The sequence below is a fragment of the Desulfovibrio piger genome (assembly GCF_900116045.1).
Classification (GTDB): domain Bacteria; phylum Desulfobacterota; class Desulfovibrionia; order Desulfovibrionales; family Desulfovibrionaceae; genus Desulfovibrio; species Desulfovibrio piger_A.
Map to the genome: position 1 here is coordinate 1,607,013 of NZ_LT630450.1, position 25,553 is coordinate 1,632,565.

At 66.4% G+C, this 25,553-nt stretch carries 24 protein-coding genes; 15 read left to right on the plus strand and 9 right to left on the minus strand.

Annotated features, from left to right (window positions below; all coding sequences use genetic code 11):
* Positions 1-13: 13 nt before the first annotated feature.
* From ahbB to DESPIGER_RS07465, 8 genes are all read left to right on the plus strand, one after another.
* Positions 14-490, plus strand: a complete 477-nt coding sequence (gene ahbB, locus DESPIGER_RS07435) for a siroheme decarboxylase subunit beta (protein ID WP_072335043.1) — start codon at positions 14-16, stop codon at positions 488-490.
* Positions 491-503: 13 nt separating this feature from the next.
* Positions 504-1,775, plus strand: a complete 1,272-nt coding sequence (gene hemL, locus DESPIGER_RS07440) for a glutamate-1-semialdehyde 2,1-aminomutase (RefSeq protein WP_072335046.1) — start codon at positions 504-506, stop codon at positions 1,773-1,775.
* A 738-nt stretch (positions 1,776-2,513) separates the two neighbouring features.
* A complete protein-coding gene (locus tag DESPIGER_RS07445; RefSeq protein WP_072335049.1) occupies positions 2,514-3,722 on the plus strand; it encodes a cobalt-precorrin 5A hydrolase in 1,209 nt (402 codons plus the stop codon).
* Positions 3,715-4,368: a DapH/DapD/GlmU-related protein gene (locus tag DESPIGER_RS07450; RefSeq protein WP_072335052.1), complete on the plus strand. Its 654-nt coding sequence runs from the start codon at positions 3,715-3,717 to the stop codon at positions 4,366-4,368. Before DESPIGER_RS07445 ends, DESPIGER_RS07450 begins: the two co-directional genes overlap by 8 nt.
* A gap of 216 nt (positions 4,369-4,584) precedes the next feature.
* A complete protein-coding gene (locus tag DESPIGER_RS07455) occupies positions 4,585-4,992 on the plus strand; it encodes a cytochrome c3 family protein (RefSeq protein ID WP_072335055.1) in 408 nt (135 codons plus the stop codon).
* A 141-nt stretch (positions 4,993-5,133) separates the two neighbouring features.
* Positions 5,134-6,093 (plus strand): hypothetical protein, encoded by a 960-nt coding sequence (locus DESPIGER_RS07460; protein ID WP_072335058.1) that lies wholly within the window; start codon positions 5,134-5,136, stop codon positions 6,091-6,093.
* A gap of 251 nt (positions 6,094-6,344) precedes the next feature.
* Positions 6,345-6,518, plus strand: coding sequence for a hypothetical protein (locus DESPIGER_RS13140; protein ID WP_173783291.1), 174 nt, complete (start codon positions 6,345-6,347; stop codon positions 6,516-6,518).
* Positions 6,511-7,224 (plus strand): ubiquinone/menaquinone biosynthesis methyltransferase, encoded by a 714-nt coding sequence (locus DESPIGER_RS07465; RefSeq protein ID WP_072335061.1) that lies wholly within the window; start codon positions 6,511-6,513, stop codon positions 7,222-7,224. The genes DESPIGER_RS13140 and DESPIGER_RS07465 overlap by 8 nt, the downstream gene beginning before the upstream one ends.
* A gap of 137 nt (positions 7,225-7,361) precedes the next feature.
* On the opposite strand, the gene DESPIGER_RS07470 is transcribed toward DESPIGER_RS07465, so the two are convergent.
* The gene (locus DESPIGER_RS07470) at positions 7,362-7,562 is read right to left on the minus strand and encodes a DUF2065 family protein (RefSeq protein WP_072335064.1); all 201 of its coding nucleotides are present in this window, start codon (positions 7,560-7,562) and stop codon (positions 7,362-7,364) included.
* 45 nt (positions 7,563-7,607) lie between these two features.
* Between DESPIGER_RS07470 and DESPIGER_RS07475 the strand changes: the two genes are divergently transcribed.
* The 6 genes from DESPIGER_RS07475 to DESPIGER_RS07500 all read left to right on the plus strand — a co-directional run bounded on the left by DESPIGER_RS07475 (position 7,608) and on the right by DESPIGER_RS07500 (position 16,078).
* Positions 7,608-8,921: a nucleotide sugar dehydrogenase gene (locus DESPIGER_RS07475; RefSeq protein ID WP_072335066.1), complete on the plus strand. Its 1,314-nt coding sequence runs from the start codon at positions 7,608-7,610 to the stop codon at positions 8,919-8,921.
* Between the two features lie 5 nt (positions 8,922-8,926).
* Positions 8,927-9,664 carry a hypothetical protein gene (locus DESPIGER_RS07480; RefSeq protein WP_072335069.1) on the plus strand — a complete coding sequence of 246 codons (738 nt, stop codon included), beginning with the start codon at positions 8,927-8,929 and terminating at the stop codon, positions 9,662-9,664.
* Positions 9,665-9,678: 14 nt separating this feature from the next.
* Entirely contained in the window at positions 9,679-10,644 is a 966-nt protein-coding gene (locus DESPIGER_RS07485; protein ID WP_072335073.1) for a polyprenyl synthetase family protein, read from the plus strand.
* A gap of 52 nt (positions 10,645-10,696) precedes the next feature.
* Complete coding sequence (locus tag DESPIGER_RS07490) at positions 10,697-13,696, plus strand: phosphoribosylformylglycinamidine synthase subunit PurS (RefSeq protein ID WP_072335076.1); 3,000 nt, start codon at positions 10,697-10,699, stop codon at positions 13,694-13,696.
* Between the two features lie 728 nt (positions 13,697-14,424).
* Positions 14,425-15,027, plus strand: a complete 603-nt coding sequence (locus tag DESPIGER_RS07495; protein ID WP_083575332.1) for a septal ring lytic transglycosylase RlpA family protein — start codon at positions 14,425-14,427, stop codon at positions 15,025-15,027.
* A gap of 157 nt (positions 15,028-15,184) precedes the next feature.
* Positions 15,185-16,078 carry a DMT family transporter gene (locus DESPIGER_RS07500; RefSeq protein ID WP_072335079.1) on the plus strand — a complete coding sequence of 298 codons (894 nt, stop codon included), beginning with the start codon at positions 15,185-15,187 and terminating at the stop codon, positions 16,076-16,078.
* Positions 16,079-16,210: 132 nt separating this feature from the next.
* On the opposite strand, the gene leuB is transcribed toward DESPIGER_RS07500, so the two are convergent.
* From leuB to DESPIGER_RS07540, 8 genes are all read right to left on the minus strand, one after another.
* Entirely contained in the window at positions 16,211-17,284 is a 1,074-nt protein-coding gene (leuB, locus tag DESPIGER_RS07505; RefSeq protein ID WP_072335082.1) for a 3-isopropylmalate dehydrogenase, read from the minus strand.
* Positions 17,285-17,657: 373 nt separating this feature from the next.
* The gene (locus DESPIGER_RS07510) at positions 17,658-18,158 is read right to left on the minus strand and encodes a 3-isopropylmalate dehydratase small subunit (protein WP_072335085.1); all 501 of its coding nucleotides are present in this window, start codon (positions 18,156-18,158) and stop codon (positions 17,658-17,660) included.
* 26 nt (positions 18,159-18,184) lie between these two features.
* Positions 18,185-19,447: a 3-isopropylmalate dehydratase large subunit gene (locus DESPIGER_RS07515; protein WP_072335088.1), complete on the minus strand. Its 1,263-nt coding sequence runs from the start codon at positions 19,445-19,447 to the stop codon at positions 18,185-18,187.
* A gap of 103 nt (positions 19,448-19,550) precedes the next feature.
* Positions 19,551-21,098 (minus strand): 2-isopropylmalate synthase, encoded by a 1,548-nt coding sequence (locus tag DESPIGER_RS07520; RefSeq protein ID WP_072335091.1) that lies wholly within the window; start codon positions 21,096-21,098, stop codon positions 19,551-19,553.
* A gap of 122 nt (positions 21,099-21,220) precedes the next feature.
* Positions 21,221-22,012, minus strand: a complete 792-nt coding sequence (pssA, locus tag DESPIGER_RS07525) for a CDP-diacylglycerol--serine O-phosphatidyltransferase (RefSeq protein WP_072335094.1) — start codon at positions 22,010-22,012, stop codon at positions 21,221-21,223.
* Between the two features lie 20 nt (positions 22,013-22,032).
* Positions 22,033-22,674 carry a phosphatidylserine decarboxylase family protein gene (locus DESPIGER_RS07530; RefSeq protein ID WP_072335097.1) on the minus strand — a complete coding sequence of 214 codons (642 nt, stop codon included), beginning with the start codon at positions 22,672-22,674 and terminating at the stop codon, positions 22,033-22,035.
* A 31-nt stretch (positions 22,675-22,705) separates the two neighbouring features.
* Entirely contained in the window at positions 22,706-24,307 is a 1,602-nt protein-coding gene (locus DESPIGER_RS07535; RefSeq protein WP_072335099.1) for a diguanylate cyclase, read from the minus strand.
* A 70-nt stretch (positions 24,308-24,377) separates the two neighbouring features.
* Entirely contained in the window at positions 24,378-25,112 is a 735-nt protein-coding gene (locus tag DESPIGER_RS07540; protein WP_072335102.1) for a substrate-binding periplasmic protein, read from the minus strand.
* A 113-nt stretch (positions 25,113-25,225) separates the two neighbouring features.
* On the opposite strand from DESPIGER_RS07540, the gene DESPIGER_RS07545 reads away from it, so the two are divergent.
* Positions 25,226-25,549 (plus strand): chemotaxis protein, encoded by a 324-nt coding sequence (locus DESPIGER_RS07545; protein ID WP_072335105.1) that lies wholly within the window; start codon positions 25,226-25,228, stop codon positions 25,547-25,549.
* Positions 25,550-25,553 lie beyond the last annotated feature (4 nt).

Genomic DNA, 25,553 nt, shown 5'->3' on the forward strand with positions numbered 1-25,553 from the left:
CTGCGAGGAATCCATGGCCCAGCAATTCACCGAAATAGAACGTGCCGTCCTGCGTATCGTGCAGGCCGACCTGCCCGACTCCCTGACCCCGTATGCCGACATCGCCCGCACCGCGGGCTGCACGGAGGAGGAAGTCCTCGATCTGCTCTCCCGCCTCAAGCAGAGCGGTGCCATCCGCCGCTTCGGGGCCAGCATCAAACACCAGAAGACCGGCTGGAACCACAATGCCATGATAGGCTGGAAAGTGGCCCCCGAACTGGTGGAGGAATGCGGCACCATCGCCGCCCGGCACAGCCGCATCTCCCATGTCTACTACCGCCCCAGCGCCGCTCCCGACTGGCCCTACGAGCTGTACACCATGGTGCACGGCCGCAGCGAGCAGGAATGCCTCGACGTGGCGCAGGAACTGATCGCCACCACTCCCCTGCGTGAATACGCCATCCTCAAGAGCCTGAAAGAGCTCAAAAAAATCTCCATGACCTATTTTTAGGAGCCTGACGCCAATGGACGACACATCCCGCGCGCTTTTTGAAAAAGCCTGCCAGCTCATCCCCGGCGGGGTCAACAGCCCCGTGCGCGCCTGCCACAACGTGGACAGCCTGCCCCTTTTCATCGCCGAAGCCCACGGCAGCCACATCACTGATGTGGACGGCCGCGAATATGTCGACTTCATCCTCTCCTGGGGCCCCATGATCCTGGGCCACGACCACCCCGCCGTCACCGCCGCCGTGCGTGAGGCCGCCGGGCGCGGCACCAGCTACGGCGCTCCCTGCCCCGATGAAGTCACCCTGGCCGAGGAAGTGGTGGCCGACATGCCCAGCCTGGAGATGGTGCGCATGGTCAACTCCGGCACCGAAGCCACCATGAGCGCCCTGCGCCTGGCCCGCGGCGTCACCGGCCGCGACAAGGTGCTCAAGTTCGTGGGCTGCTACCACGGCCATGCCGACCCCTTCCTGGCCGCCGCCGGTTCCGGCGTGGCCACCTTCTCCATCCCCGGCACCCCCGGCGTGCCCGCCGCCGTGGTGGCCGACACCCTGCTGGCCCCCTACAACGATCTTGACGCCGTGCGCGAGATCTTCCGCCGGCATGGCGAAGGCATCGCCGCCGTCATCGTCGAACCCGTGGCCGCCAACATGGGCCTTGTCCTGCCCAGGCCCGGCTTCCTCGAAGGCCTGCGCAAGATCACCCGCCAGTACGGCGCCCTGCTCATCTTCGACGAAGTCATCACCGGCTTCCGCGCCGCCTTCGGCGGTGCCCAGGCCCGCTTCGGCATCGATCCCGACCTGACCACCTTCGGCAAGATCATCGGCGGCGGCCTGCCCGTGGGCGCCTTCGGCGGCAAGCGCCAGTACATGGAAAACGTGGCTCCGCGCGGCGCCGTCTATCAGGCCGGCACCCTTTCCGGCAACCCGCTGGCCATGGCCGCCGGTCTGGCCACCCTGCGCCAGCTGCGCCAGATGGACTACGACGCCCTGGAACGCCGCGTGGCCGCCTTTGCCGGCGAACTGCGCGCCATCCTCGGCGCCAAGGGCGTGCCCATCCAGATGCCCACCATCGCGTCCATGTTCTGCCCCTACTTCAGCGAGCAGGAAGTGGTGGACTTCGCCACCGCCAAGCAGTGCGACCAGCAGCTGTTCACCACCTTCTACAAGCAGATGCGCCGGCAGGGCATCTTCCTGGCGCCCTCGGGCTTCGAGACCGGCATGGTCTCCTTCGCCCACACCGACGACGACTTCAACAAGGCCCTGGACGCCGCCCGCAAGGTCAGCTTCTAGGCTGTCTTAGCATGTAATACGAGATGGTGAGGGGGAGAGGGAAACCTTTTCGGGGAAAAGGTTCTCCCTCTCCCCCTCACACTCCCCCTCTCCTTTCCAAAACCTTTCCTTCCAGTCCCTGACGGCCTGCCCGGCACGCGAGCCTGCCCCCTGATGCCGGTCTCCCGGCTTTTGGCGGGCTGTTTTTTTTTTACAAAGGAAAGGGAGAACCTTTTTATCAGGTCTGTGACGTCCGGCGCGACGCGCTCTCCCTTCCCTTTCCGCATATCTCCCGACAGGGGCCTCTTGCTGGAAGAAAATCCGGCCTGCCCCCTCCACCATCTTTTGCAGCTCCGTCGATGTAACGGACCAGACCTGCTCCGCCTCCGGCCTGTTTCGCCAGCGGCCTTTTTATGTGGCGTTGTGTGGTAGGCGATAGCCCCCTTCTACTGGTTTTCCTCTTTTCCTTTTGAGACTCCCCTCTTTCCCGCCCGCCGCACTGCCAGCCATGCCCTGTTGCCCGCCGACCATCTGCCGCATCGGCTGCGGCGCTTTCTCCGCCTGCCCTCTCCCACTCCTTTCCCGGTCAGGAGGGATGACAGGCCTTGCGTCCAGCGGCGGGGACGTGCCATATCCACCTGGATAAACGTTTTCGGCGGGGATGGGGGAGCGCGAGGGGGAAGGGGGGCCCTTTTCCAAAAGGGCCCCCCTTCCCCCTCGCCCCTCCTCTCCACCCACCACCCCAAACCGACGTTCCCCATGCATTGTACCTGTCATATCCTGAGCAGCACGGCCCTGCCGCTGGCCCGGCGCCTGCGGCAGGCACTGGCCGCAACGCCGTGGCGCAGCCCAACGGGCGAGGCGCTGGCGGAATGCCGCTTGTCCGCGCCGCAACGCTTTGCCCCGGAAGACTGCCGGCCGTTTGCCGGCATCATGGATGCGGCCCGGCAGGCAGCGGGCTCTCCCCAGATCTTCCTAGGCGCGACGGGCATCGCCGTACGGGCCGTGGCGCCCCTGCTGGAACACAAGAGCACGGATGCCCCTGTCCTGGTCATCTCGCCGGACGGGCACTTCGTCATCAGCCTGCTGGCCGGGCACTGGGGCGGCGGCAACAGCCTGTGCCGCCATGTGGCCGCCCTGCTGGGGGCCGTGCCGGTCATCACCACGGCCACGGACTGCGGCGGAGGCCCGGCGCTGGATCTCTTCCTCCAGGCAGCGGGCCTGCGTATCCTGGACTGGGACCAGCTTCCCCCGGCCCAGGCCTGCTGGCTGGAGGGCCGTCCCCTGCCCTTGTGGGACCCCTGCGGCGCCGTGACGGACGGAGACGGGGGCGCCTTCCTGCGGCAGGAGGTACTGCCGGAACAGGACGGGCCCGCGCTCTGTGTGCACTGGCAGCGCCTGCCCGCACGACAAGGCCGCCTGCGGGTGGCCCTGCCCGCGCTGGTGCTGGGGCTGGGCTGCCGCAAGGGCATCCCCGCGCCGCTGGTGGCCACGGCCGTGGAAGGCCTGCTGCTGCGCCACGGGCTGGAGCCCCAGGCCCTGGCGGCCCTGGCCACCGTGACGGAAAAGGCCCGGGAACCTGCCTTGCAGGAACTGGCCCGGCGTCTGGGCCTGCCCCTGCTGACCTTCGAGGCGGCAGAGCTGGCCGCCGTCACCACGCCGCACCCGTCCGCAGCGGCGGGGGAACGCTTCGGCTGCGCGCCCTTCAGCGTCTGCGAGGCCGCCTGCCTGCTGGCGGCCCGGCAGCTGGGCGCGACCGCCACGATGAAGACAGATGGCGAAGGGATATTGCCTGCCAGACGGGGCGCGCTGGAGGACGGCCCGCCGGCGGGAACGGGAAACGGCCAGCAGGCAGAGGGCAGGGCAGGCACGGCTGTCCGCCTGCTGGTGGAAAAAAACAAGGTGGCCGGCCAGCTGACCCTGGCCGTGGCCCTGTCGAACACTCTTTTGCGGAGGGATGATGCCTGAGATCGTGATGGACACGGGGCGGGATACCGTCCTGCTGGTGGGAGGCGGGAGCCTGTGCGCCGCGGCCGTCCCCTTGCTGCGGGCCGCCGGTCTGGTCCCTGCGGGCGTCATCCACGGCCCGCGCTGTGACTTCGCGGCAGAGGCGGGCGTGCCGCCGCTGGGCCGGGACGCCGATCTGGCCCGTCTGCGGCGGGACTTCTCCCGGGCCGTGGTCACGGCCCCGCACAAGCAGGCAGCCAGGCTGCGCCGCCTGCTGCACGAAGCCCTGCGGGAACAGGGCTTCACCCTGGTCAGCGCGGTGCATCCCGAGGCCCGCAGGGAGCGGGATGTCCTTGTGGGCGCCGGGAACCTCATCTTTGCCGGTGTCTCCCTGGCAGCGGGCTGCCGCACCGGCACGGGCTGCGTGCTGCGGGCCGGGGCACGCCTGGAGGCGGGCTGCCGTCTGGGGGACCATGTGCATGTGGGTGAAGGCTCGCACCTGGGCGCGGGCGTCATCGTGGAAGAGGGGGCCCATCTGGGCCGGGAGGTACGCGTGGAGGCGGGCCTGCGGCTGGAAAAAAATATTTTTGTGCCGGACAGTGTCCACCTGACCCGCCAGACCCTGCCGCTGTATGTCGCGGGAGGGGCACGGGAAGACAGGGCGTAATCTTCCGATTTTCAAGAAAAATTTCATAAAATCATCTCACGGCTTCACGGCAGGCGGGGGTTTTTCCGTTTTTTTCGCCTGCCCGGGAGCCGTGCGGATTTTCCGTCCCCCACATTGACACATCCTGCAACCCGGCGTATTGATTTGTTATCTGTCTGTGACGTCCCGGAGCCGTTCCGCGCGTCCAAGGTTCGACTAGCCTGTGAGGAGGTTGTCATGAAGTTCGCCCTGTTGTCTGCCGGTGTCCTGGCTCTGGCCCTGTCCGTGCCCGCCATCGCGGCCCAGCCCCCTGTCCCGGCTGACGGTCTCGTCCTGCAAGGTTCCAATCCCAAGAAGCCGGTGACCTTCAACCACTCCACCCACAAGACCGTGGAATGCGTCGTCTGTCACCATCCCGTGGACGGCAAGGAAAGCTATGCCAAGTGCGCCACTGCCGGCTGCCATGACAACCTGAAGGACAAGAAGGGGACCAACAGCCTGTACTATGTGGTACATGCCAAGGAAAAGGCCGACGCTCCCCTGAAGCATCAGAGCTGCCTGTCCTGTCACGTCAAGGTCGTGGCCGAAAAGCCTGACCTGAAGAAGGAGCTCACCGGCTGCGCCAAGTCCAAGTGCCATCCGTAGGCCGTCATCCTTTTTCGCTCTGCAAGCCGCGGGAAACCGCGGCTTTTCTTTTTGGCCGGTTTGCCTTTTGGAGCATGAGCTGCTATGCAGGGCAAGCCGTTGAGGAACCGGATCATCAACCATCCTGCATGAGAGGCGCGCATGGCCGTATCTGCCGAGCAAAACGAGATCATCGAACTGACGGACCTTATCGCCAAAGGTCCCGACCTGCCGAAAAACAGCCCCCAAACGCCTGATCCCCTCCCCCTGCCCGACGAGGCCCCGGCGCAGGCGGCCCCGGCCTCTGACGACCTGCTCCTGCTGCCTGACCAGGATCACGGGCCCGCGCCGTCCCCCGCTCCTGCCGCCGGTGACGAGCCCCCCGCCCGGGACTGGGAGGCCCGGCTGGATGCCTCCGCGGCCGTGATCGGTGACACGGGCCTGCATCTGGCCGCCCTGGCCCGGCAGAGCGGCGCCGAAAGCCCCCTGCTGCCGGAAGGCCTGGAGCGCCTCGGCAGCCTGGAAGAAAGCTGCCGCCAGCTCGACCGGCGCCTGCGCGCCCTGGAAGACCAGGCCGGGAACGGCCACAGCGACGCCACCCTGCTCATGGAGACCGTGGAGCGCCTCACCCATCTGGAAGAGCAGGTGCAGGCCCTGCCCGCCACGGCGGAAGAGGCCGCCCCCGGCGGCATGGCCGGAGCGCCCGACAGCGTCCTGCTCATGGAGAGCATGGAGCGCCTTTCCGCCCTGGAGGGGGAACGGCAGGAGATGCTGCAACGTCTCGATGCCCTGGAGGGCCGGGCCGGGAACGGCCACAGTGACGGCACCCTGCTCATGGAGACCGTGGAACGCCTCACCCATCTGGAGGAGCAGGTGCAGGCCCTGCTCCGGCGGCAGGAGGCCCCGGCAGCTCCCGAAGAGGCCCCGGCCGCCGCGGACGGCCACGGCATGGCCCGCCCCGAAGAAGAGCGGCAGGCGCTGGCGCGGCGGGTGGAAGCCCTGGAACACCAGCTTGGCGACCTGATGACGGACTTTGACAAATATGTGGAAAAGGCGGCCGCCGCCGCTGCCGCGCGCATCCTGCACGAGGAGATCCGGCGCCTGATGGCGGACCAGGCCTGAGCGGCCCTTTTCCCGCGCGGGCGGCCTTTCCCGCCCGTTCCCGCCGGGGCGCCGACTTGCCAAGCGCACCGTTAGCGCATATGCTGACGGACGGCTTTTTGCAGGCGACCGTCCTGCAGGGGCCCGAATCAAAAACAAAAGGGGCGGGGGCTGCCGTTTCCGTTCCTTTACCCGTCCGGCGTTTTCCCGTTGTGGGTCAAGGCCATTCCCCAGTGGACGGGTTTTTCATTTTGCATGCCACGAGGCCAGGTATGGACAAAGACAGCAAGGAAGCCCTTCAGGTCGCCAAGGAGCTGACCGCCAAATTCATCGAGACGCGCACGGTTTCGCCGGGCAACTTCGCCGAGGTCTTTCCCGCCGTGTACCGCGTGGTCTGCGAAGCCATCCGCCGGGGCAACGCGCCCAGGGAGGACGGACGTGACTGATCCCCGCCCCCGGCATGACGCCGCCGTCTCCGGCATGTTCGGCCGCATCGCCGGTTTCTACGACCTGCTCAACCACACGCTGAGCCTGGGCATCGACTATTACTGGCGCCATGTGCTGGCCAGGAACGTGCGCGTGGGCAGCACCAACCGCGTGCTCGATCTGGCCGCCGGCACCCTGGACGTCTCGCTGGCCATCCGCCGCCGCTTCCCGCAGGTGCAGGTGCCCGCCATGGATTTCTGCCCGCCCATGCTCCAGCGCGGCCTGCACAAGCTCAAGGGCGACAATGCCCGGGCCATCATGCCCGTGGCCGCCGATGCCAAAAAGCTGCCCCTGCCCGACGCCTCGGTGGACTGCGTGACCATGGCCTTCGGCATCCGCAACATCACGCCGCGCTCCGAGGCCTTTGCCGAGATGCTGCGCGTGCTCACCCCCGGCGGCCGCGCCTGCATCCTGGAGTTCGGCTCCGGCAGCGAACGCATCTGGGGCGGGCTGTACAATTTTTATCTGGACAGGATCCTGCCGCGCATCGGCCAGATGGTCTCCCGCGACCCGGGCGCCTATGCGTACCTGGCCGAGACCATCCGCCATTTCCCCACGGCCCCGGCCCTGGAAAAGGAAATGACCGATGCCGGTTTCGTGCGGGCCTGGCACATCAAGCTCACGTCGGGCATCGTCTGCCTGCATGTGGGCGAAAAGGCCCGCTAGCCGGGCGAACACGCTGCGGGCGCGCCGCTGCCTTCCCCTGCCGCACGGCGGGGTGCGCCGGCGTCATCTTCCGGCACGAAAAAACGGCGCCCCCAAGGGGACGCCGTCCTGTCCGCGGAAGAAGCGGGCCGCAACGTTCAGGCGCTGCGGGCCAGCCAGACGAGGAAAAGGCCCAGGGCCAGCGCCGCCAGCCCGAGGACCCGTATGGAGCTTTTGGGCATCTGCGCGATGAGGATCACGGCCCGGCGCATGGCACCGGGAGCCAGAGCCCAGACCAGGCCCTCCAGAAGGATGGCCAAACCCAATGCCGCAAGAAATGGTTTCCAGTCGAACGTCATCCCTTTCACATGGCGGAAACAGGCATTTTTGTAAAGGATAAAACGATGGTGGATTTCGCTGCCCTGCAGAATCGTGAACAGACCCTGGCCGTGGTTGGCCTGGGCTATGTGGGCCTGCCCCTGGCCGTGGCTTTTTCCCGCCATATGAACGTGATCGGTTTCGACATCAACGCCGGCCGCATCGAAGAACTGCGCAAAGGTCACGACCGCACCAACGAAGTGACCGACGAGGCCCTGGCCGCCGCCACGATCGAATACACCTGCGACCCCGCCGACCTGGCCCGGGCCGCCGTGATCATCGTGGCCGTGCCCACGCCCATCGACGAGCACCGCTCCCCCGACCTCACCCCCGTGGTGGGCGCCAGCCACACCGTGGGCCGCCACATGCCCAGGGGCTGCGTGGTGGTCTATGAATCCACGGTCTACCCCGGCCTCACCGAAGAGATCTGCGTGCCCATCCTGGAGCAGGAATCGGGCCTCACCTGCGGCACGGACTTCACCGTGGGCTACTCGCCGGAACGCATCAACCCCGGCGACAAGGTCCACACCCTGGAGACCATCAAGAAGATCGTCTCCGGCTCCGACCAGGCTACGGCCGACCTGCTGGCCCAGGTCTACGGCTCCGTGGTCAGGGCGGGCATCCACCGCGCCTCCAGCATCAAGGTGGCCGAGGCCGCCAAGGTCATCGAGAACACCCAGCGCGACCTGAACATCGCCCTCATGAACGAGCTGGCCATCATCTTCGAGCGCCTGGGCATCGACACCCTCGAAGTGCTGGAAGCCGCCGGCACCAAGTGGAATTTCCTGCCCTTCCGTCCCGGTCTGGTGGGCGGCCACTGCATCGGCGTGGACCCCTACTACCTGACCTTCAAGGCCGAGGAGATGGGCTTCCACCCCGAAGTCATCCTGGCCGGCCGCCGCACCAACGACAACATGGGCAAATATGTGGCCGAGTGCCTGGTCAAGCGCCTGATCAGGAACGGCAACGTGGTCAGCGGCGCGCGCGTGGGCATTCTGGGCTTCACCTTCAAGGAGAACGTGCCCGACCTGCGCAACACCCGCGTGGTGGACGTGATCCGCGAACTCAAGGAATACAATGTGGTCCCGCTGGTGCATGACGCCGAGGCCGACCCGGCCGAAGCCATGCGCGAATACGGGCAGGAGCTGGTGGATCTGGACCGGCTGCGCGACCTGGACGCCGTGCTGCTGGCCGTGAGCCACAAGGCCTACGCCGCCCTGACGCCCGAAGACATCAAGGCCCGCTGCAAGGATGGCGACAGGGCCGTGCTCATGGACGTGAAGGGCTTCTTCGACCCGCAGGCCATGCGCGCCGCGGGCATCGACTACTGGAGACTGTAAGCGCCGTGCTGCTGGTCTGCGCCGCCACCGCCCGCGAACTGCTGGCCGCCCTGCCGGAACGGGCCCTGGGGCCCGTTCCCGGAGCGGCATGCGGCCCGGCGGCGCAGACCGGCCTGCCGGAGCAGGAACTGCTGCCCCTGCGCCTGGGCCTGCCGGCCCTGGCCTGCATCACCGGCGTGGGGCCCGTCAACGCCGCCCTCGGCATGGGGCTGGCACTGGCCGGGGCCCGGCAGGCAGGGCAGGCGGTCTCGCTGGTGCTCAACGTGGGCGTGGCCGGCAGCATGGACCTGCAACAGGCGCCCCTCCGTTCGCTCTGGCGGGTGGAGGAAGAGATCTGGCCGGAATACGGCCTGCACGACGGGACGGCTGTGGACGGCCCGTCGTTCGGTTTTCCCCAGTGGGAAGGGCCGCACGGGCCGGTCTTCGACCGTCTGCCCCTGGCCGCTCCCGCGCGGCTGCCCGCCTGCCTGCACGGGCTGCGCTCCCTGCCTGCGGCCACATCCCTGAGCGTGGCGGGCGTCAGCGCGTCCCGGCAGCGTGCGGGACAGCTCAGGCAGGCCCATCCAAAGGCCCTGCTGGAAAATATGGAAGGTTTTGCCGTGGCGCTGGCCTGCGCCCGCCAGGGCATCGCCTGTGTGGAGGTGCGCAGCGTTTCCAACCGGGTGGGGCCGCGCGTACCGCATGAAACGGATTTTCCGGGAGCCATGCGCCGTCTGGCGGATATCTGGCGCCCCGCACCATAAACCGAGATGCCCCTATGCTGCTTCTGAAAGCCCGTCTGGCACTGGAACTGCCCCCCATCAACAAGGCTCTTTCCCGGGCCGCCGAGGGCCTGCCCCATCCCGTGCGCCCCATCGCCCGCCATATCTTCGAAGCGGGCGGCAAACGCCTGCGCCCCCTGCTGACCATCCTCATGGCCCGCCTGCTGGGCTATGACAAAAAAGACATCTATGATCTGGCCGTCACCATGGAGATGCTCCATGCCGCCACCCTGCTGCATGACGACGTGCTGGACAATGCCGATACCCGGCGCGGCAAACCCGCCGCCCATACCCTTTTCAGCGCCACCAGCACCATCCTGGCCGGCGATGCCATGCTGGCCCATGCCAATGCCCTGGTGGCCCGGTGCGGCGACCCGCGCCTGTGCCTCTGCTTTTCCGAGGCCACCAGCCGCACCGCCGCCGGCGAGATCCTGGAGATCGCGGCCCAGCACCGGGTGGAGACCACCGCCGAAGAATACGAGGAGATCATCCGCGGCAAGACGGCCTGGCTGATCCGGGCCTCGTGCCAGCTGGGCGCCCTGCGCGCCGGGGCCGACGATGCCCGGGTGGAGGCCGCCGCCGCCTATGGCGAGAACATCGGCATGGCCTTCCAGATCGTGGACGACGCCCTGGACTTCGCCCCCCAGAGCATCACGGGCAAACCTTCGGGCGGCGACGTGCGCGAAGGCAAGCTGACCCCGCCCCTGCGCATGTACCGCGACAGCCTGGACGATGCCGCCCGCGCGGCCTTCGACCAGGCCTTCAATGACGCCTCCTTCACCGACGGCGACGCCGGGCGCATCGCCGACAGCATCCGTGCGGCCGGTTTCGACCAGGCCACGCGCATGGCTGCCGAAGGCTACCTGGACAAGGCCCGCGCGGCCCTGGCCAGCCTGCCCTCGGGACCGGAACAGGACATCCTGCAACAAATGGCCGACTACGTTCGCGACCGCAAAAAATAATCGCCTTATTACGGAGAACCGGCGGGATTCCCGCCGCCAAAGCGAGGACCGTATGCTCTATCGTGTGGAAACCGGGCTTCATGCCAACATTACCGATACCCAGGGCCGCAAGACGGCGCTGCATCTGCTCAAGGCACTGCAGATCCCCGTTGCCGCCATCCGTCAGATCAAAGTCTACACCGTGGACGGTCTGGATGCCGCCCAGGTGAACCGTCTGGTGGACGAAGGCATCTGGCACGACCCCATCCTGCAGCAGGCCTCGCTGGAGCCGCTGCCCTTCGTGGAACCCGCCCCCCACTGGATCGTGGAAGTGGGCTACCGCCCCGGCGTCACCGACAACGAAGGCCGCACCGCCCGCGACACCGCCGCCATGGTGCTGGGCATCGCCCGCGACAGCCTGCGCGTCTACACCTCGGTGCAGTACCGCATCACCTGCACGCCCGACCGCATGCTCGGCCGCGAAGAGGTGGAGGCCCTGGCCCGCGACCTGCTCTGCAACACCCTGATCCAGCGCTTCCGCGTCAAGAGCGCCGAAGAATGGCAGGCCAAGCCCGGCTTCGAGGCCCAGGCCGCCAGGGTCACCGGCGAATCCAACGACACCGTGGACGTGGTGCCCCTGTCCGTCATGGACGACGAGGCCCTGCAGAAAGCCAGCCGCGACAACACCTGGGCCCTGACCCTGCGCGAGCTGCACTGCATCCGCGACCAGTTCGCCACCCCCGGCGAACAGGCCCGCCGCAAGGCCGCCGGTCTGCCCGCCGACCCCACCGACGTGGAGATGGAAGTGCTGGCCCAGACCTGGTCCGAACACTGCAAGCACAAGATCTTCGCCTCCCGCATCCATTACGAGAACAGGGAGACCGGCCGGAGCGAAGAGGTCAACAACCTCTACAAGACCTGCATCCGTGACGCCACGGCCACCATCCGCAAGCGCCTGGGCGACGACGACTACTGCAAGTCCGTGTTCAAGGACAACGCCGGCGTCATCGCCTTCATCAACGGCTACGACGCCTGCATCAAGGTGGAGACCCACAACAGCCCCTCCGCCCTGGACCCCTACGGCGGCGCCCTCACCGGTATCGTGGGCGTCAACCGTGACCCCATGGGCACCGGCATGGGGGCGGAGCTGGTCTGCAACACCGACGTGTTCTGCTTTGCCTCTCCCTTCTATGACAAGGAACTGCCCCCGCGCCTGCTGCATCCCCGCCGCGTGCTGGAAGGCGTGCGCGAAGGGGTGGAGCACGGCGGCAACAAGTCCGGCATCCCCACGGTCAACGGCTCCCTGGTCTTCGATGAGCGCTACCTGGGCAAGCCCCTGGTCTACTGCGGCACCGTGGGGGTGATCCCCACCGACATCAACGGCCGCAAGGGCTGGGAAAAGAAGGCCGAAGTGGGCGACATCATCGTCATGACCGGCGGCCGCATCGGCAAGGACGGCATCCACGGCGCCACCTTCTCCTCCGAGGAACTGCACGAAGGTTCCCCGGCCACGGCCGTGCAGATCGGCGACCCCATCACCCAGCGCAAGATGTACGACTTCATCATGCGCGCCCGTGACCTGGGCCTGTACAACGCCATCACCGACAACGGCGCCGGCGGCCTTTCCTCCTCCGTGGGCGAAATGGCCGAAGACACCGGCGGCTGCGTGCTGGACATCGCCAAAGCCCCCCTCAAGTACGACGGCCTGCGCCCCTGGGAGATCCTGCTCTCCGAGGCGCAGGAACGCATGACCCTGGCCGTGCCGCCCGCCAGGCTGGACGAGTTCATGGAACTGGCCGCCCGCATGGACGTGGAAGCCACCGCCCTGGGCCACTACACCGACAGCGGCTTCTTCGACGTGCGCTACAACGACCGTCCCGTGGCCTCCCTGCCCATGGAGTTCATGCATGACGGCGTGCCCCAGCTGGAACTGGAAGCCGTGTGGGAAGCCCCCAGGGTGGACGACATCCGCGTGGACATGCCCGACAGCGAACAGGGCGCCTTCCTGCGCCGCATGCTGAACCGCCTGAACATCTGCTCCAAGGAATACATCATCCGCCAGTACGACCACGAAGTGCGCGGCGGCAGCGCCATCAAGCCCTTGTGCGGCGTCAAGAGCGACGGCCCTTCCGACGCCGGCGTCATCCGCCCGCTGCTGGAATCCGATGCCGGTCTGGTCATCTCCCACGGCATCTGCCCCAAGTTCAGCGACTACGACACCTACTGGATGATGGCCAACGCCATGGACGAAGCCATCCGCAACGCCGTGGCCGTGGGCGGCAACCCCGATGCCCTGGCCGGTGTGGACAACTTCTGCTGGTGCGACCCCGTCCAGAGCGAAAAGACCCCCGACGGCCGCTACAAGCTGGCCCAGCTGGTGCGCGCCTGCAAGGCCCTGCAGCAGTTCTCCCTGGCTTTCGGCGTGCCCTGCATCTCCGGCAAGGACTCCATGAAGAACGACTACACCGGCGGCGGCGAAAAGATCTCCATCCCGCCCACGGTGCTGTTCTCGGTGATGGGCGTCATCAACAACGTCATCGCCACCCAGACCTCGGACTTCAAGGCCGCCGGCCACCACATCTACATGCTGGGCGGCACCTGGCGTGAAATGGCCGGCAGCGAAGCCTGCTCCGAGCTGGGCCTCACCGGCGGCCGCGTGCCCAATGTGGACGCCGCCACCGCTCTGCCGCGCTACCGCGCCGTGCATGGCCTCATGGGCCAGCGCGCCCTGTCCGCCTGCCATGACTGCTCCGACGGCGGCCTGGCCGTGGCCCTGGCCGAGATGTGCATCGGCGGCCGCCTGGGCGCCTCCATCGACCTGGATGCCGTGCCCGCCATGGAAGACATGACCCTGACCGAACTCTTGTACAGCGAATCGGCCAGCCGCCTCATCGTCAGCGTGCGCCCCGACCTGGCCATGATCCTCGACATGCTGGGCAGCTGGCAGATCTGCCGCCGCATCGGCACCGTCACCGACGACAACACCCTGACCATGACCCGTGGCGGCGTCACCGTCCTGCAGGAAAGCGTGGACGACCTGACCACCGCCTTCAAGCGCACCCTGGACTGGTAGTAAGTCCCGGCCCTGCCGCGAACGACCTGGGGCGTCCCGCACGGGGCGCCCTTTTTTTGCGCCCTGTGCCCGCTGCCTGCCGGATGCGGACCTGTCCCGGCAGGCTCGCCGGAGCAGGTCCCCGCCGCCGCGCCGCGGACATCACGGGGCCGGAGGAACGCACGCCCCCAAAACCTCGCCCCCGGCGGCGAAAAGCCCTTCATGCCGCCCACGGTGCTGTTCCCGGCAGGGGCGTCATCAACGCGGCAGCGGCCATCCGCCTGGCCGGATCTGCCCCGCTCCGCCTTGCCCCCTGCCCTCCCGTCCGCACCTTTCGCTGGCGCGTCCTCGACAGCGGAATATGCAATTCCGGCCCCCCTGACAGCCCGTGCAGGGGCTTTTTGTCCCCTTCCACAATATGCAGAAGAATTGCAGAAAGTTTTTACTGCATATCAACTTCATATTTGCAAAAATCAACTTTATATATCAAAAATCAACAGTCGATATAAAGTTAAAGGTAAACTGCATATCAACTGTTAATTACTCATCTTGGACAGGAAATTTTCCAGACTTTCTCTTGCAAAATCTCCACGGTTTGACACGAAGCTTTTTTTAAGGCATTATGCCCCCATCTTTTTATCTGGCGTTCCAGGCAAACCCCGTTGTGCAGCCTTGACGGGGCGGGTCGTCCGGCGACCTGCGCCGCGTGGGCAACCACGCCGCGCACCTGCTTCAACCAAGGAGTTTCTATGACCTCACCTTCTTCCATGGGGATGCCGGCGCTGCTGCTGGCCTGTCTGCTGCTGGCCTCCCCCATGTCCGCCGTCCATGCCGGCGATGCAAAGACTGCCTCTTCCAGCCATGATGTCTGGCTCAAACGTGCCCAGAGCAATGCCGATGCCTTCATGACCGGCATGGCCTCCTGGTACGGGGCCGATTTCCACAACAAAAAGACCGCCAGCGGCGAAGGTTATGACATGTACACCTTCACGGCGGCCCACCGCACCCTGCCCATCGGCACCGTGGTGCGCGTCACCGACAAGAGCAACGGCAAGAGCGTCATGGTCTGTGTGACCGACCGCGGCCCCTATGTGCGCGGCCGCATCATCGACCTTTCCTATGCCGCCGCCCAGCAGATCAACATGAACGACCGCGGCGTGGGCAAGGTCGATCTGGAAGTGGTCAGCGACCCCAGCGGCACCCCCCTGCAGAACGGGCAGGCCTATTTCGTGCGTTACAAGGATGACCAGGTGGGCCCCTTCTTCGCCTTTGCCGACGCGGCCGCCATGCATGAAGCGCTGCGCCAGGGCCACCCCGAGGCCGAAGTCGTGCTGGACGATGCCGGCAACTAGCACGCTGCCGCTCCCCCTTTTTCCGGGCGCCCTGAGCGCCCTTTTTTTTGGCCCCGGCCAGGCCCAGCGCCTCCTTGTATTCCCGTTTTTTTTGGGGCAATGTCGGAAACCGCCAGTCGTTTGAACACCTGTCAATCCATCGTCGTGGAGAGCTGTCATGGGTTTCGTGCTCGCCCTCGTTTCCTCCGCCGCTTTCGGTCTCATCCCCCTGTTCAGCCTGCCCCTGCTGCGCAGCGGCCTGTCCGCGGACTGCGTCCTCTTCTACCGCTTCCTCTTCGCCGCGCTGAGCCTGGGGATCATCCTCGTCCTGCGCCGGGAACGCCTTGCCGCCCCCCTGCATGAGCTCGGCAAGCTGGCCCTGTTCAGCATCCTCTACGCCCTGGCTGCCCTGCTCATGATCTGGGGCCTGCTCTACCTGCCGGGCGGCGCCACAGCCACACTGCAGTTCCTCTACCCCCTGATGGTCATGCTCATCATGACCATCTTCTTTCATGAAAAATTTTCCATCATCACGGCCAGTTCCGTCCTGCTGGCCATCCTTGGTGTGGCCCTGCTGGGCAGCGGCGGCGGGGATGGCGGCGGCAGCCTGGACCCCGTGGGCGTGGGCCTGCTGCTGGCCTCGGCCCTGTGCAACGCCCTCTACATCTCGGGCCTGCACGTGGCCCGCATCCACAGCATCTCCGGCCTGAGCATCACCTTCTGGGTGCTGCTCTTCGGTACCGGGGTCTCCCTCATCAATGCCCTGGTCTCCGGTACCTTCGAGATCATCGGCACCTGGGAACAGCTGGCCCTGAGCCTGCTGCTGGCCGTCATCACCGCGGTCATCTCCAACCTGACCCTGATCCTGGCCATCCAGCGCATCGGCTCCACCCTGGCCTCCATCCTGGGCGTGGGCGAGCCGCTCACCGCCGTCACCGTGGGCATCCTCGTCTTCGATGAGCCCGCCACCTTCGCCGTTTTCAGCGGCGTGGCCGTCATCTGCGCCGCCGTGATCCTGGTCATGGCCGGGCCGCAGATCCAGGCCTGGCTGCGTGCACGAAAACACGGATAGAGGATGCGGGAAGGATCGGGCAGCTCCTTTGGGGGGACCGCCGCCGGAGGCGCTTTCCCCTCCCCCATAAGACAAAAGCGGAGCCGCCCCGCAGGGCGGCTCCGCTCCATCCCGGAAAAACGGAACCAGCAGTTACAGGCGTTCGGCCACCAGGCGGCCCATCCCGGCGCAGCCCACCAGGGTGCAGCCGTCTTCCATGATGTCGCCGGTACGGAAACCGTCACGCAGGGTCTGGCGCACGGCATTCTCCACGGCGTCGGCTTCTGCGGACAGGCCGAAGGCCAGGCGCAGCATCATGCCGGCGGACAGGATGGTGGCCAGGGGATTGGCCTTGTCCTGACCGGCGATGTCGGGCGCGGAACCGTGGATGGGCTCGAACAGGGCCGGAGCCTGGGCGCCCATGGAGGCGGAAGGCAGCATGCCCAGCGACCCGGTGATGACGGAGGCCTCGTCGGAGAGGATGTCACCGAAGATGTTGCCGGTGAGGATGACGTCGAACTGCGAGGGGTCGCGCACCAGCTGCATGGCGGCGTTGTCCACGTACATGTGGCTCAGTTCCACGTCGGGGTAGTCGGCGTGCACTTCCTGCACCACGGCCTTCCAGAGGCGGGAGGTCTCCAGCACGTTGCTCTTTTCCACGGAGCAGACCTTTTTGCGGCGCTGGCGGGCGGTCTCGAAGGCCACTTTGGCGATGCGGCGGATCTCGTTCTCGTCGTAGATCATGGTGTTGTAGCCCACGCGCAGGCCGTTGCGCTCTTCGATGGCGCGGGGCTCGCCGAAGTAGATGTCGCCGGTCAGCTCGCGCACCACGATGAGGTCCAGGCCGCGGGCCGCGATGTCGGAACGCAGCAGGCAGGCACCGGCCAGCTCGGGCAGCAGCAGGGCGGGACGCAGGTTGGCGAACAGGCCCAGGGCCTTGCGGATGCCCAGCAGGCCCTTTTCGGGACGGCGGGCAGGCTCGATGTTGTCCCACTTGGGGCCGCCCACGGCGCCCAGATACACGGCATCGGCCTTCCGGCAGGCTTCCACCGTAGCGGCGGGCAGGGGCTCGCCGGTGGCGTCGATGGCCGCACCGCCGATGAGGGCGGGCACGAAGTCGAATTCATGGCCGAACTTCTTGGCCACGGCTTCCAGGACGGCCACGCCCTGGGCCACGATCTCGGGACCGATGCCGTCACCCGGCAACAGACAAATGGTCTTTTTCATCTTGGTATCCTCATGCGGTGCCGCAGCACCGCGCTTGTATGCAAAACTGTCCTTGTTCCCTGCGGGACGCCCGTCAAGGGAAGCGGCCCCCGCAGCCACGCCGCTTCCGTCAGGCTTTCACGGCAGCGGCCCCGCTGATGCCAGGCAGCCGGCAGAAGCCCTCCGGCAGGGAGCCTGAAAGCACCGTCCCGCCCGGGCCACGCATGGCAGCCCCCTCAAACACCGGGGGACAGGTATCCGGGGCACGACCACCGTCCCGCCTGCCCCGTCATCGACCGGAACAAAAGTTTTCGGGAGGAGAGGGGGAGTTTGAGGGGGAGAGGGGCCCCTTTTCAAAAGGGGCCCCTCTCCCCCTCAGCCAATACCTGTCCGCCTAGCCCCTGGCGGCCAGGCGTTCCTTCACATAGTTGACCAGGCCGCCCTTGGCCAGGATGGCGGCCATGGAGGCCGGCAGGGGCGGGCACTGGATCTCGGCGCCGTTGGTCAGGTCGCGGATGAGGCCGGTGGCGGCATCCACTTCCAGCTGGTCGCCGTCGTTGATCTTGTCCACGTCGTCGCCCACTTCCATGAGCAGCAGGCCCATGTTGAAGGCGTTGCGGTAGAAGATGCGGGCAAAGCTGTGGCCGATGACCACGGACATGCCCGCGCCCAGGATGGCGATGGGGGCGTGCTCGCGGGAGGAGCCGCAGCCGAAGTTGCGGCCGGCCACCATGATGTCGCCGGGCTTCACGCGCTTGACCCAGTCAGGTTCCAGACCGGCCATGCAGTTGGCGCCCAGCTCCTTGGCGTCGGAGGTCACCAGGAAGCGGGCCGGGATGATGGCGTCGGTATCGATATGTTCGCCCACTTTGTGGGCCGTACCTTTGTAATTCATGACGTGATCCTTTCTGAAAAAACGGCTTAGAGCTGGTCAGGGCCGGCGATGCAGCCCGCCACGGCACTGGCGGCCGCCACCACGGGGCTGGACAGGTAGACTTCGGAATCCAGGCTGCCCATACGGCCGCGGAAGTTGCGGTTGGTGGTGGCCACGGCGCGTTCGCCGTCGCCCAGGATGCCCATGTGGCCGCCCAGGCAGGGGCCGCAGGTGCAGGGGCCCACGATGCAGCCGGCATCCATGAAGACGTCCATCAGGCCTTCCTTGAGGCACTGCTTCCACACGGCGGGGGTGGAGGGCAGGATGATGCAGCGCACGCCCTTGGCCACCTTGCGGCCGCGCAGGATCTCGGCGGCGTCGCGCATGTCGCTGATGCGGCCGTTGGTGCAGGAGCCCACCACCACCTGCTGCACGGGCAGGTCCTTGAGCTCGGAAACGTTCTTCACGTTGGAGGGCAGGTGCGGACAGGCCACCACGGGTTCCTGGCCGGTCACGTCGATGTCCACCACGCGCTCGTACGCGGCGCCCTCGTCAGCGGCCAGGCTCATGGTCACGCCGGGACGGCCGTGTTCGGCGCAGTACTGGCGGGTGAGCTCGTCCACGGCGAACAGGCCCACCTTGCCGCCGGCCTCGATGGCCATGTTGGCCATGGTCAGACGGCCTTCCACCGGCAGGGCATTGATGACGGAGCCACCGAATTCCAGGGCCTTGTACAGGGCACCGTCCACGCCGATGGTCTTGATGAGCAGCAGCATCAGGTCCTTGCCGCGCAGCCACCTGGGCATCCGGCCGTTGATGTTCACGCGGATGGTGGGGGGCACCTTGATCCAGGTCTCGCCCAGGGCCATGCCGGCGGCGATGTCGGTGGAGCCCATGCCCGTGGCGAAGGCGCCGATGCCGCCGTAGGTGCAGGTGTGGCTGTCCGCGCCGATGACCACGTCACCGGGGCCCACCAGGCCGCGTTCGGGCAGCAGGGTGTGCTCCACGCCGCAGTCGCCGCCTTCATAGTAATGGGTGATGCCCTGCTCCCGGGCGAACTGGCGGCTGATCATCACCTGGTTGGCCGAGGCGATGTCCTTCTGGGGCGTGAAGTGGTCCATGACCAGGGCGATCCTGTCCTTGTCGAACACATGGCTGGCGCCCATGCCCTTGAAGGATTTGATGGCCAGGGGGCCGGTGATGTCATTGGCCAGCACCAGGGACAGGCGGCACTGGACGATCTGTCCGTCGCGCTCGATGACGTCGTCGGTGTGGGCTTGCAGGATCTTTTGCGCAAGCGTCTGAGGCATGATGGTTCTCCTTGTCCGGGGCGCGAAGGACGCTCCCGTGTGAATGCATTGTCCGGGGGAGGGCCCTTTCACGTCGGCAGAGGCCCCCTCCCCTTGGTAAATCCTAGCTGTGCTGGCAGTGCAGGCGCTCGCCTTCCTTTTCCTTCTTGGCCAGGTGGTTGAGGGCGTTCACATAGGCGCGCGCCGTGGCCACCAGGATGTCGGGATGGGCGCCGCGGCCCACGGCCGAGAACTCGCCTTCGCGCAGGCGCACGGTCACTTCGCCCAGGGCGTCGGTACCGCCGGTGACGGCATTGACCGCGTACTGTTCCAGCTGGGGTTCGCGGCCCAGCATGTCGTTGATGACATTGAAGATGGCGTCCACGGGGCCCACACCGAAGCCCGCGCCGCTCTTTTCCATGCCGTCCACGTCCATGAGCACGGCGGCCGTGGGCGGCACGCCGCCGGCATCGGAGCTCTGCACGCTCACATGGCGCAGACGGTAGAGGTCGGGCATACGGTAGACTTCTTCCTGCACCAGGGCCATGAGGTCGTCGTCGAGCAGGGTCTTCTTGCGGTCGGCCAGGGCCTTGACGGCCTCGAAAACGATCTGCAGCTGGTCGTCGTCCAGGCTGTAGCCCAGGCTCTCGAACTTGTTGCGCACGGCATTGCGGCCGGAATGCTTGCCGATGACCAGGTTGCTCTCGTTGCGGCCCACGGACTGCGGGGTCATGATCTCGTAGGTCTCGCGGTTCTTGAGCATGCCGTCCTGATGGATGCCGGACTCATGGGCAAAGGCGTTGGCGCCCACGATGGCCTTGTTGTTGGGAATGGGCTGGCCGATGGTCATGGAGAGCAGGCGGCAGGAAGGATAGAGCTGCTCGGTGACGATGCCGTGCTCCAGGCCGTAGTAGTCCTTGCGCACGCGCAGGGCCATGGCCAGCTCTTCAAGGGCGGCGTTGCCGGCGCGTTCGCCGATGCCGCTGATGGTCACCTCGGCCTGGCGGGCCCCCACGCTGAGGGCGGCCAGGGTGTTGGCCACGGCCAGGCCCAGGTCGTTGTGGCAGTGCACGCTGAAGATGGCCTTGTCGCTGTTGGGCGTGTTCTCGATGACGTAGCGGATGAGGTCGGCGAATTCCTGCGGCTGGGCATAGCCCACGGTATCGGGCAGGTTGATGGTGGTGGCACCGGCCCTGATGGCGGTCTCCACCACGCGGCACAGGAAGTCACGCTCGGAACGGGAGGCGTCCTCGGCGGAGAACTCCACGTTGTCGGTGTATCCGGCGCAGCGGCGCACCCCGGCCTCGATCATCTGCAGCACCACCTCAGGGTCCTTGCGCAGCTTGTACTTCATGTGCAGGGGCGAGGTAGAGAGGAAGGTATGGATGCGGGGATTCCTGGCGTCCTTCACGGCCTCCCAGCAGCGGTCGATGTCGCTGTCCATGCAGCGGCACAGGCCCGCCACCTGGATGGATTTCGCCTGCCGGGCGATACGCTGCACGGACTCGAAATCCCCCTGGCTGGAGGCGGGGAAACCGGCTTCCATAATGTCCACGCCCAGCACTTCGAGCTGGTAGGCAATACGGAGCTTTTCCTGAAGGTTCATGGTCGCGCCCGGCGACTGTTCGCCGTCACGCAGGGTGGTGTCGAAAAAGAGCACGCGGTTGGACATGGATCTGACTCCTCTGATCGGACACCCTCGGAGGGTGCTTGTTTGTTATGCCACTGCATAACGGCCGCCCTGCCGGCGGCGATCAGAAGGTTCTCGATCCGCCCCCGCGGGGCGACAAACCGTTACGCAGCTTTATCTTCGTCCTGCAGATTCAGGGCGCGTAGTAGCTGACGGTTACGACGGGGCAGGATGACGAAAGAATAGTAGAGGCCGCCGCAGAGATAGACGGCACAAAGCAGAAAGCCGAACAGGCGCGGCTGGGCGTAGACCAGGCCGAAGATGACCATAACGGCCAGCAGATAGCGCACCGGATGGGCCCGCAGGAAATCATACTCCTTGAAGGAGAAGTAGCGCACGCGGCTGACCATGAGCACGCCCAGGCCCAGCGCGATGATGCTGCTGACATAGGGCAGGGCGGGCCGGAAGAATTCCGGCAGGATGCCGGCAAAATACAGGAAGGCCACCACCGTGCAGCCCGCGGCGGGGATGGGCAGGCCGATGAAGAAGCGTTTGCCGGTCACGGCCGTGCTGATGTTGAAGCGGGCCAGACGCAGGGCGCCGCAGGCGGCGAACAGAAAGGCCACCACCACGCCGAAACGGCCCAGGCCCTCCAGCTGCCACTGCCAGAGCAGGAAGGCCGGAGCAAGGCCGAAGGCGATGAGGTCGGCCAGGGAGTCATACTGGACACCGAATTCACTGGCCGTATGGGTCAGGCGCGCCACCTTGCCGTCCATGCCGTCCAAGAGGGCGGACAGCACGATGGCCAGCCCCGCCTCTTCAAAACGGGACTGCACGGCCCAGACCATGGACAGAAAGCCCATGAACATGCTCAACGACGTGATGAGGTTGGGCAGGAGGTAGATGCTCTTGTGTACGGGCAGTTTTTTTTCTTGCGGCTTGGTGTCCACAACCATGCTCCACTCGACGGTCGGAATCAGTTTCTGGTGGCAAGCGTGCTCTGGCCTGCGAAGACCTGCTCGCCGATGCTCACAGAGGGAACATAGCCTTCGGGCAGGTAAAGGTCAACACGCGAACCGAAGCGGATCATGCCGTAGCGCTGGCCGCGCTCCAGGGCGTCACCTTCGGACACGCGGCAGACGATGCGGCGGGCGATGAGCCCGGCGATCTGCACCATGGTCCAGGCGGCGCCGTCCTCGCCGCGCAGCAGGTAGCCGCAGCGCTCGTTGTCGGTGGCGGCCTTGTCGTAGGCGGCATTGACGAACGTGCCCGGCCAGTAGCGGATCTGCTCCACCACGCCGCTCACGGGCGAGCGGTTCACATGCACGCTGAACACGTTCATGAAGATGCTGACGCAGGTGCGCTCTTCCCCGGTCAGCGGATCGGGCTTGCGCTCGATGCGGACGACACGGCCGTCGGCCGGGCTGACGGCCAGGCCGGGCGCGGTGGGCACCACGCGTTCGGGGTCACGGAAGAAATGGAAGGCGAACCAGCACAGGGCCAGGGCCAGGACAGCGGGGACCGGCCAGTCGAGACAGGCGAAAACAAGGGCCGTCAGGGCCGTGATGCCGATGGTGGGCCAGCCTTCGGGGGTGATGCCGCAGGAAGCAGGGCGCATGCAGTTTCTCCTGGTGGGATGGAAAACAGAGCTATAGCCTGTCGTCCGCCGCAAGGCAAGCGGACTTTTTCACGACCTCCCCGGCAAGATGGGCCCTGTTGCGTCCGCGCTCCTTGGCGCGGTACAGGGCACTGTCGGCGGTCTCCAGGAGCCGGGGCAGGGTCTCGGGCGTCAGCTCCTCGACGGCGGCCACGCCCAGGCTGATGGTCACATGTCCGGCAGGGCTGCCGGGGTGGGGGATGTCCAGCTGCTCCACGGCCTGGCGCAGGCGCTCGGCCACATGCAGGGCATGCTCCGGCGGGACCTCTTCCAGCACCACGGCGAACTCCTCCCCGCCGTAGCGGAAGATCTCGCGGTCGCCGCCACGCAGGCAGCCGCGCATGACCTGGGCCACCCGGTGCAGGCATACGTCCCCTTCCTGATGGCCCAGCGTGTCATTATAGATCTTGAACAGGTCCACATCCAGCATGATGAGGCTGACCGCCCGCCGCAGATCCGCCAGGCCCGCCAGGCGCATGTCCAGGGCACGCCGGTTGGCGATGCCCGTCAGGCTGTCCATGAAGCTCATGCGGGAGTAGGCGGCCTTCTCCTGTTCCAGCCGGCAGCTGCGTTCCCTGAGGGAACCCAGGTAGCCGCCGAGGTCGGGCATGATGTCCACCACTTCCTGCAATTCGGTGATGCGGACGGCGGGGATGGGCTCCGGCTGCATGCCGTCGCGCAGGCGGGAAAGGTTGCCAGCGATGCGCACCAGCGGCCGCAGCAGGTCACGCCGCAGCAGCAGGAGCAGGACCAGCAGGAAGGCCAGCAGCCCCAGGGTGAAGAAAAAGATGCTCCAGACGATATATTTCGTGGAATGGGACAGGGATTCGGCTTCTTCCAGGGAGCGCTGCAACTCGCGCGAGGAGATGACATTGACCAGATGCAGCAGCGTGTCCTCCAGGGCCTGCCACTGGGCACGGGCCCGGGCGTCGGCGGCGAGCTTTTCTTCCCAGGCCCCCACCAGGGCGAGCCTGCGCTGCCCGAGCAGGTCGCAGATGTCCCGGAGATCCGCGGATGCCGCGCAAACGCGCTCCACCGGGGCCAGCAGGCGCTGCATCTCGTCAAAGGCTTTCCGGCCGTGGCGCACGCCGTCCCTGCCGGTGTGGGAAAAGATCACCTCCCCGGACAGATCCCGCCCTGTGGCCAGCTCCAGCCTGTTGAGGGCCAGCATCAGTTCCATCTCATGCCGGTGCAGCCGGGAAAGGCCCCTGTCCGCCTTCATGCAGATGTCATAGAGCTGCCGGATGCGCGGGCCCAGCTCCAGGACCTCGGCGGCCACGGGCGAGGGATCATGCTCCATGCCGGCCAGCAGGGCCTCGGCATGCAGGCGGGCGCGCCGCCGCTCCAGGGGGGCCTCGGCCAGATAGATGATGGCCAGCTGCTTGCGCAGCATGTTCAGGTTGGTCCGGGTGCGCTGGGCTTCGAGGATCCCGGGCAGCTGCACGTCCTGCAATGCCTCCACCGTGGTGCGGAAACGGGCCAGATAGGGCCAGAGCACGGCCACAGCCAGCAGGAGCATCACGCACCAGGGCAGCACCAGCAGGGCCAGATACCGGCGGGCCGGCAAGGGTTTGTTACGGATGAAGCCTATCATGGCAAGACCTTGGAAAGCTCCCTTCCGGGAAAGGGACCGTGGAGATCCCGCAGCGTACCGCCGCCCGGTATCAGTAGATGATGTACTGGAAATAGTTGCGGCTGCGGTTATGGAGCTCGCCACTGTACAGCAGGGCCTTCAGGGCCCTGTTCACGGCATCCAGCAGATCGCGACGATCCGTCCTGACCGCCACACGGCTCCCGGTGACCTTCGTCTCGGCATCGAAGGGGACATCCAGCCTGTCGAATTCCTGCCCCTGGTCCGTCAGCAAAAAGGCATATCCGGCCAGGTCGTTGATGAACAGAACGTCGATCTCGCCCCGTTGCAGACGGCGGATGAGCTCTCCCACACTGCCGGTGACGATGGTGGCCCCGGGCCAGAAGCCCCGGGCCCGCTGCTCCAGCACGGAGCCCCGGTAGACGCCGATGCGCGCCCCCGCGTCCCCCGGGCCGACCCCGCCGGGACGCCCGATGCACATGGCCCGCGAATGATAGTACGGGGTGCTGTAGAGCAGCCCTTCCTGCCTGGGCTCCAGGCGCTGGGCAAATATCAGGTCCAGGCTGCCGTCCCGAATCCCCTGCAGCAACTTCTCCTGCGTGGCGAACGTCCAGACGCAGGAGCGCCCCAGCCGCCGGCACAGGGAATCGGCCAGGTCGTACTCGAAGCCCCGGCGCTGCCCTTCCCTGTCGATGTAGGACAGGGGCGGGTAATCGTCCGTGAGGCCCACATGCAGGGCCTCGCCTGCCGCGGGCGACGCCGCGAGGCAGAGGCATAAACATAGGGCAGAGATAAGGAATTGCTGCATAGACAATTACCAATAGTAATTTTTTTCACCCTACACTATTCTACGGTAAAAGCCAGCCCTCTGTGCGGTTGCCAGCCACGCCGCCAGTCCGTATAGTCGGGCCGAGGTGGAACATGAGACATTCGCCCCTTTTCCTGCTGGTCATCTGCGCCCTGGCGGCCCTGCTGGCCGCCTGCGGCCCCAGGGATATCGGTACCGGCACCTCGGAGCCCGACACCACGCCGGCCGGCGTCAGCGGTGCGGACACCATGCGCCAGCCCATGACCGGCAACAACAGTACCCAGACCATGCTGTATTATTTCAACCGGCCGGACGTCATGCAGTCCATGCAGCGCAGCCAGTTCAACACATACATGCGCCACATGGGCCGGGACATCCCGCCCGAAGATCCGGCTTACCGGGCCGTCCCCCGGCAGCGCAGCCCCTTCCGCCAATAGAGGA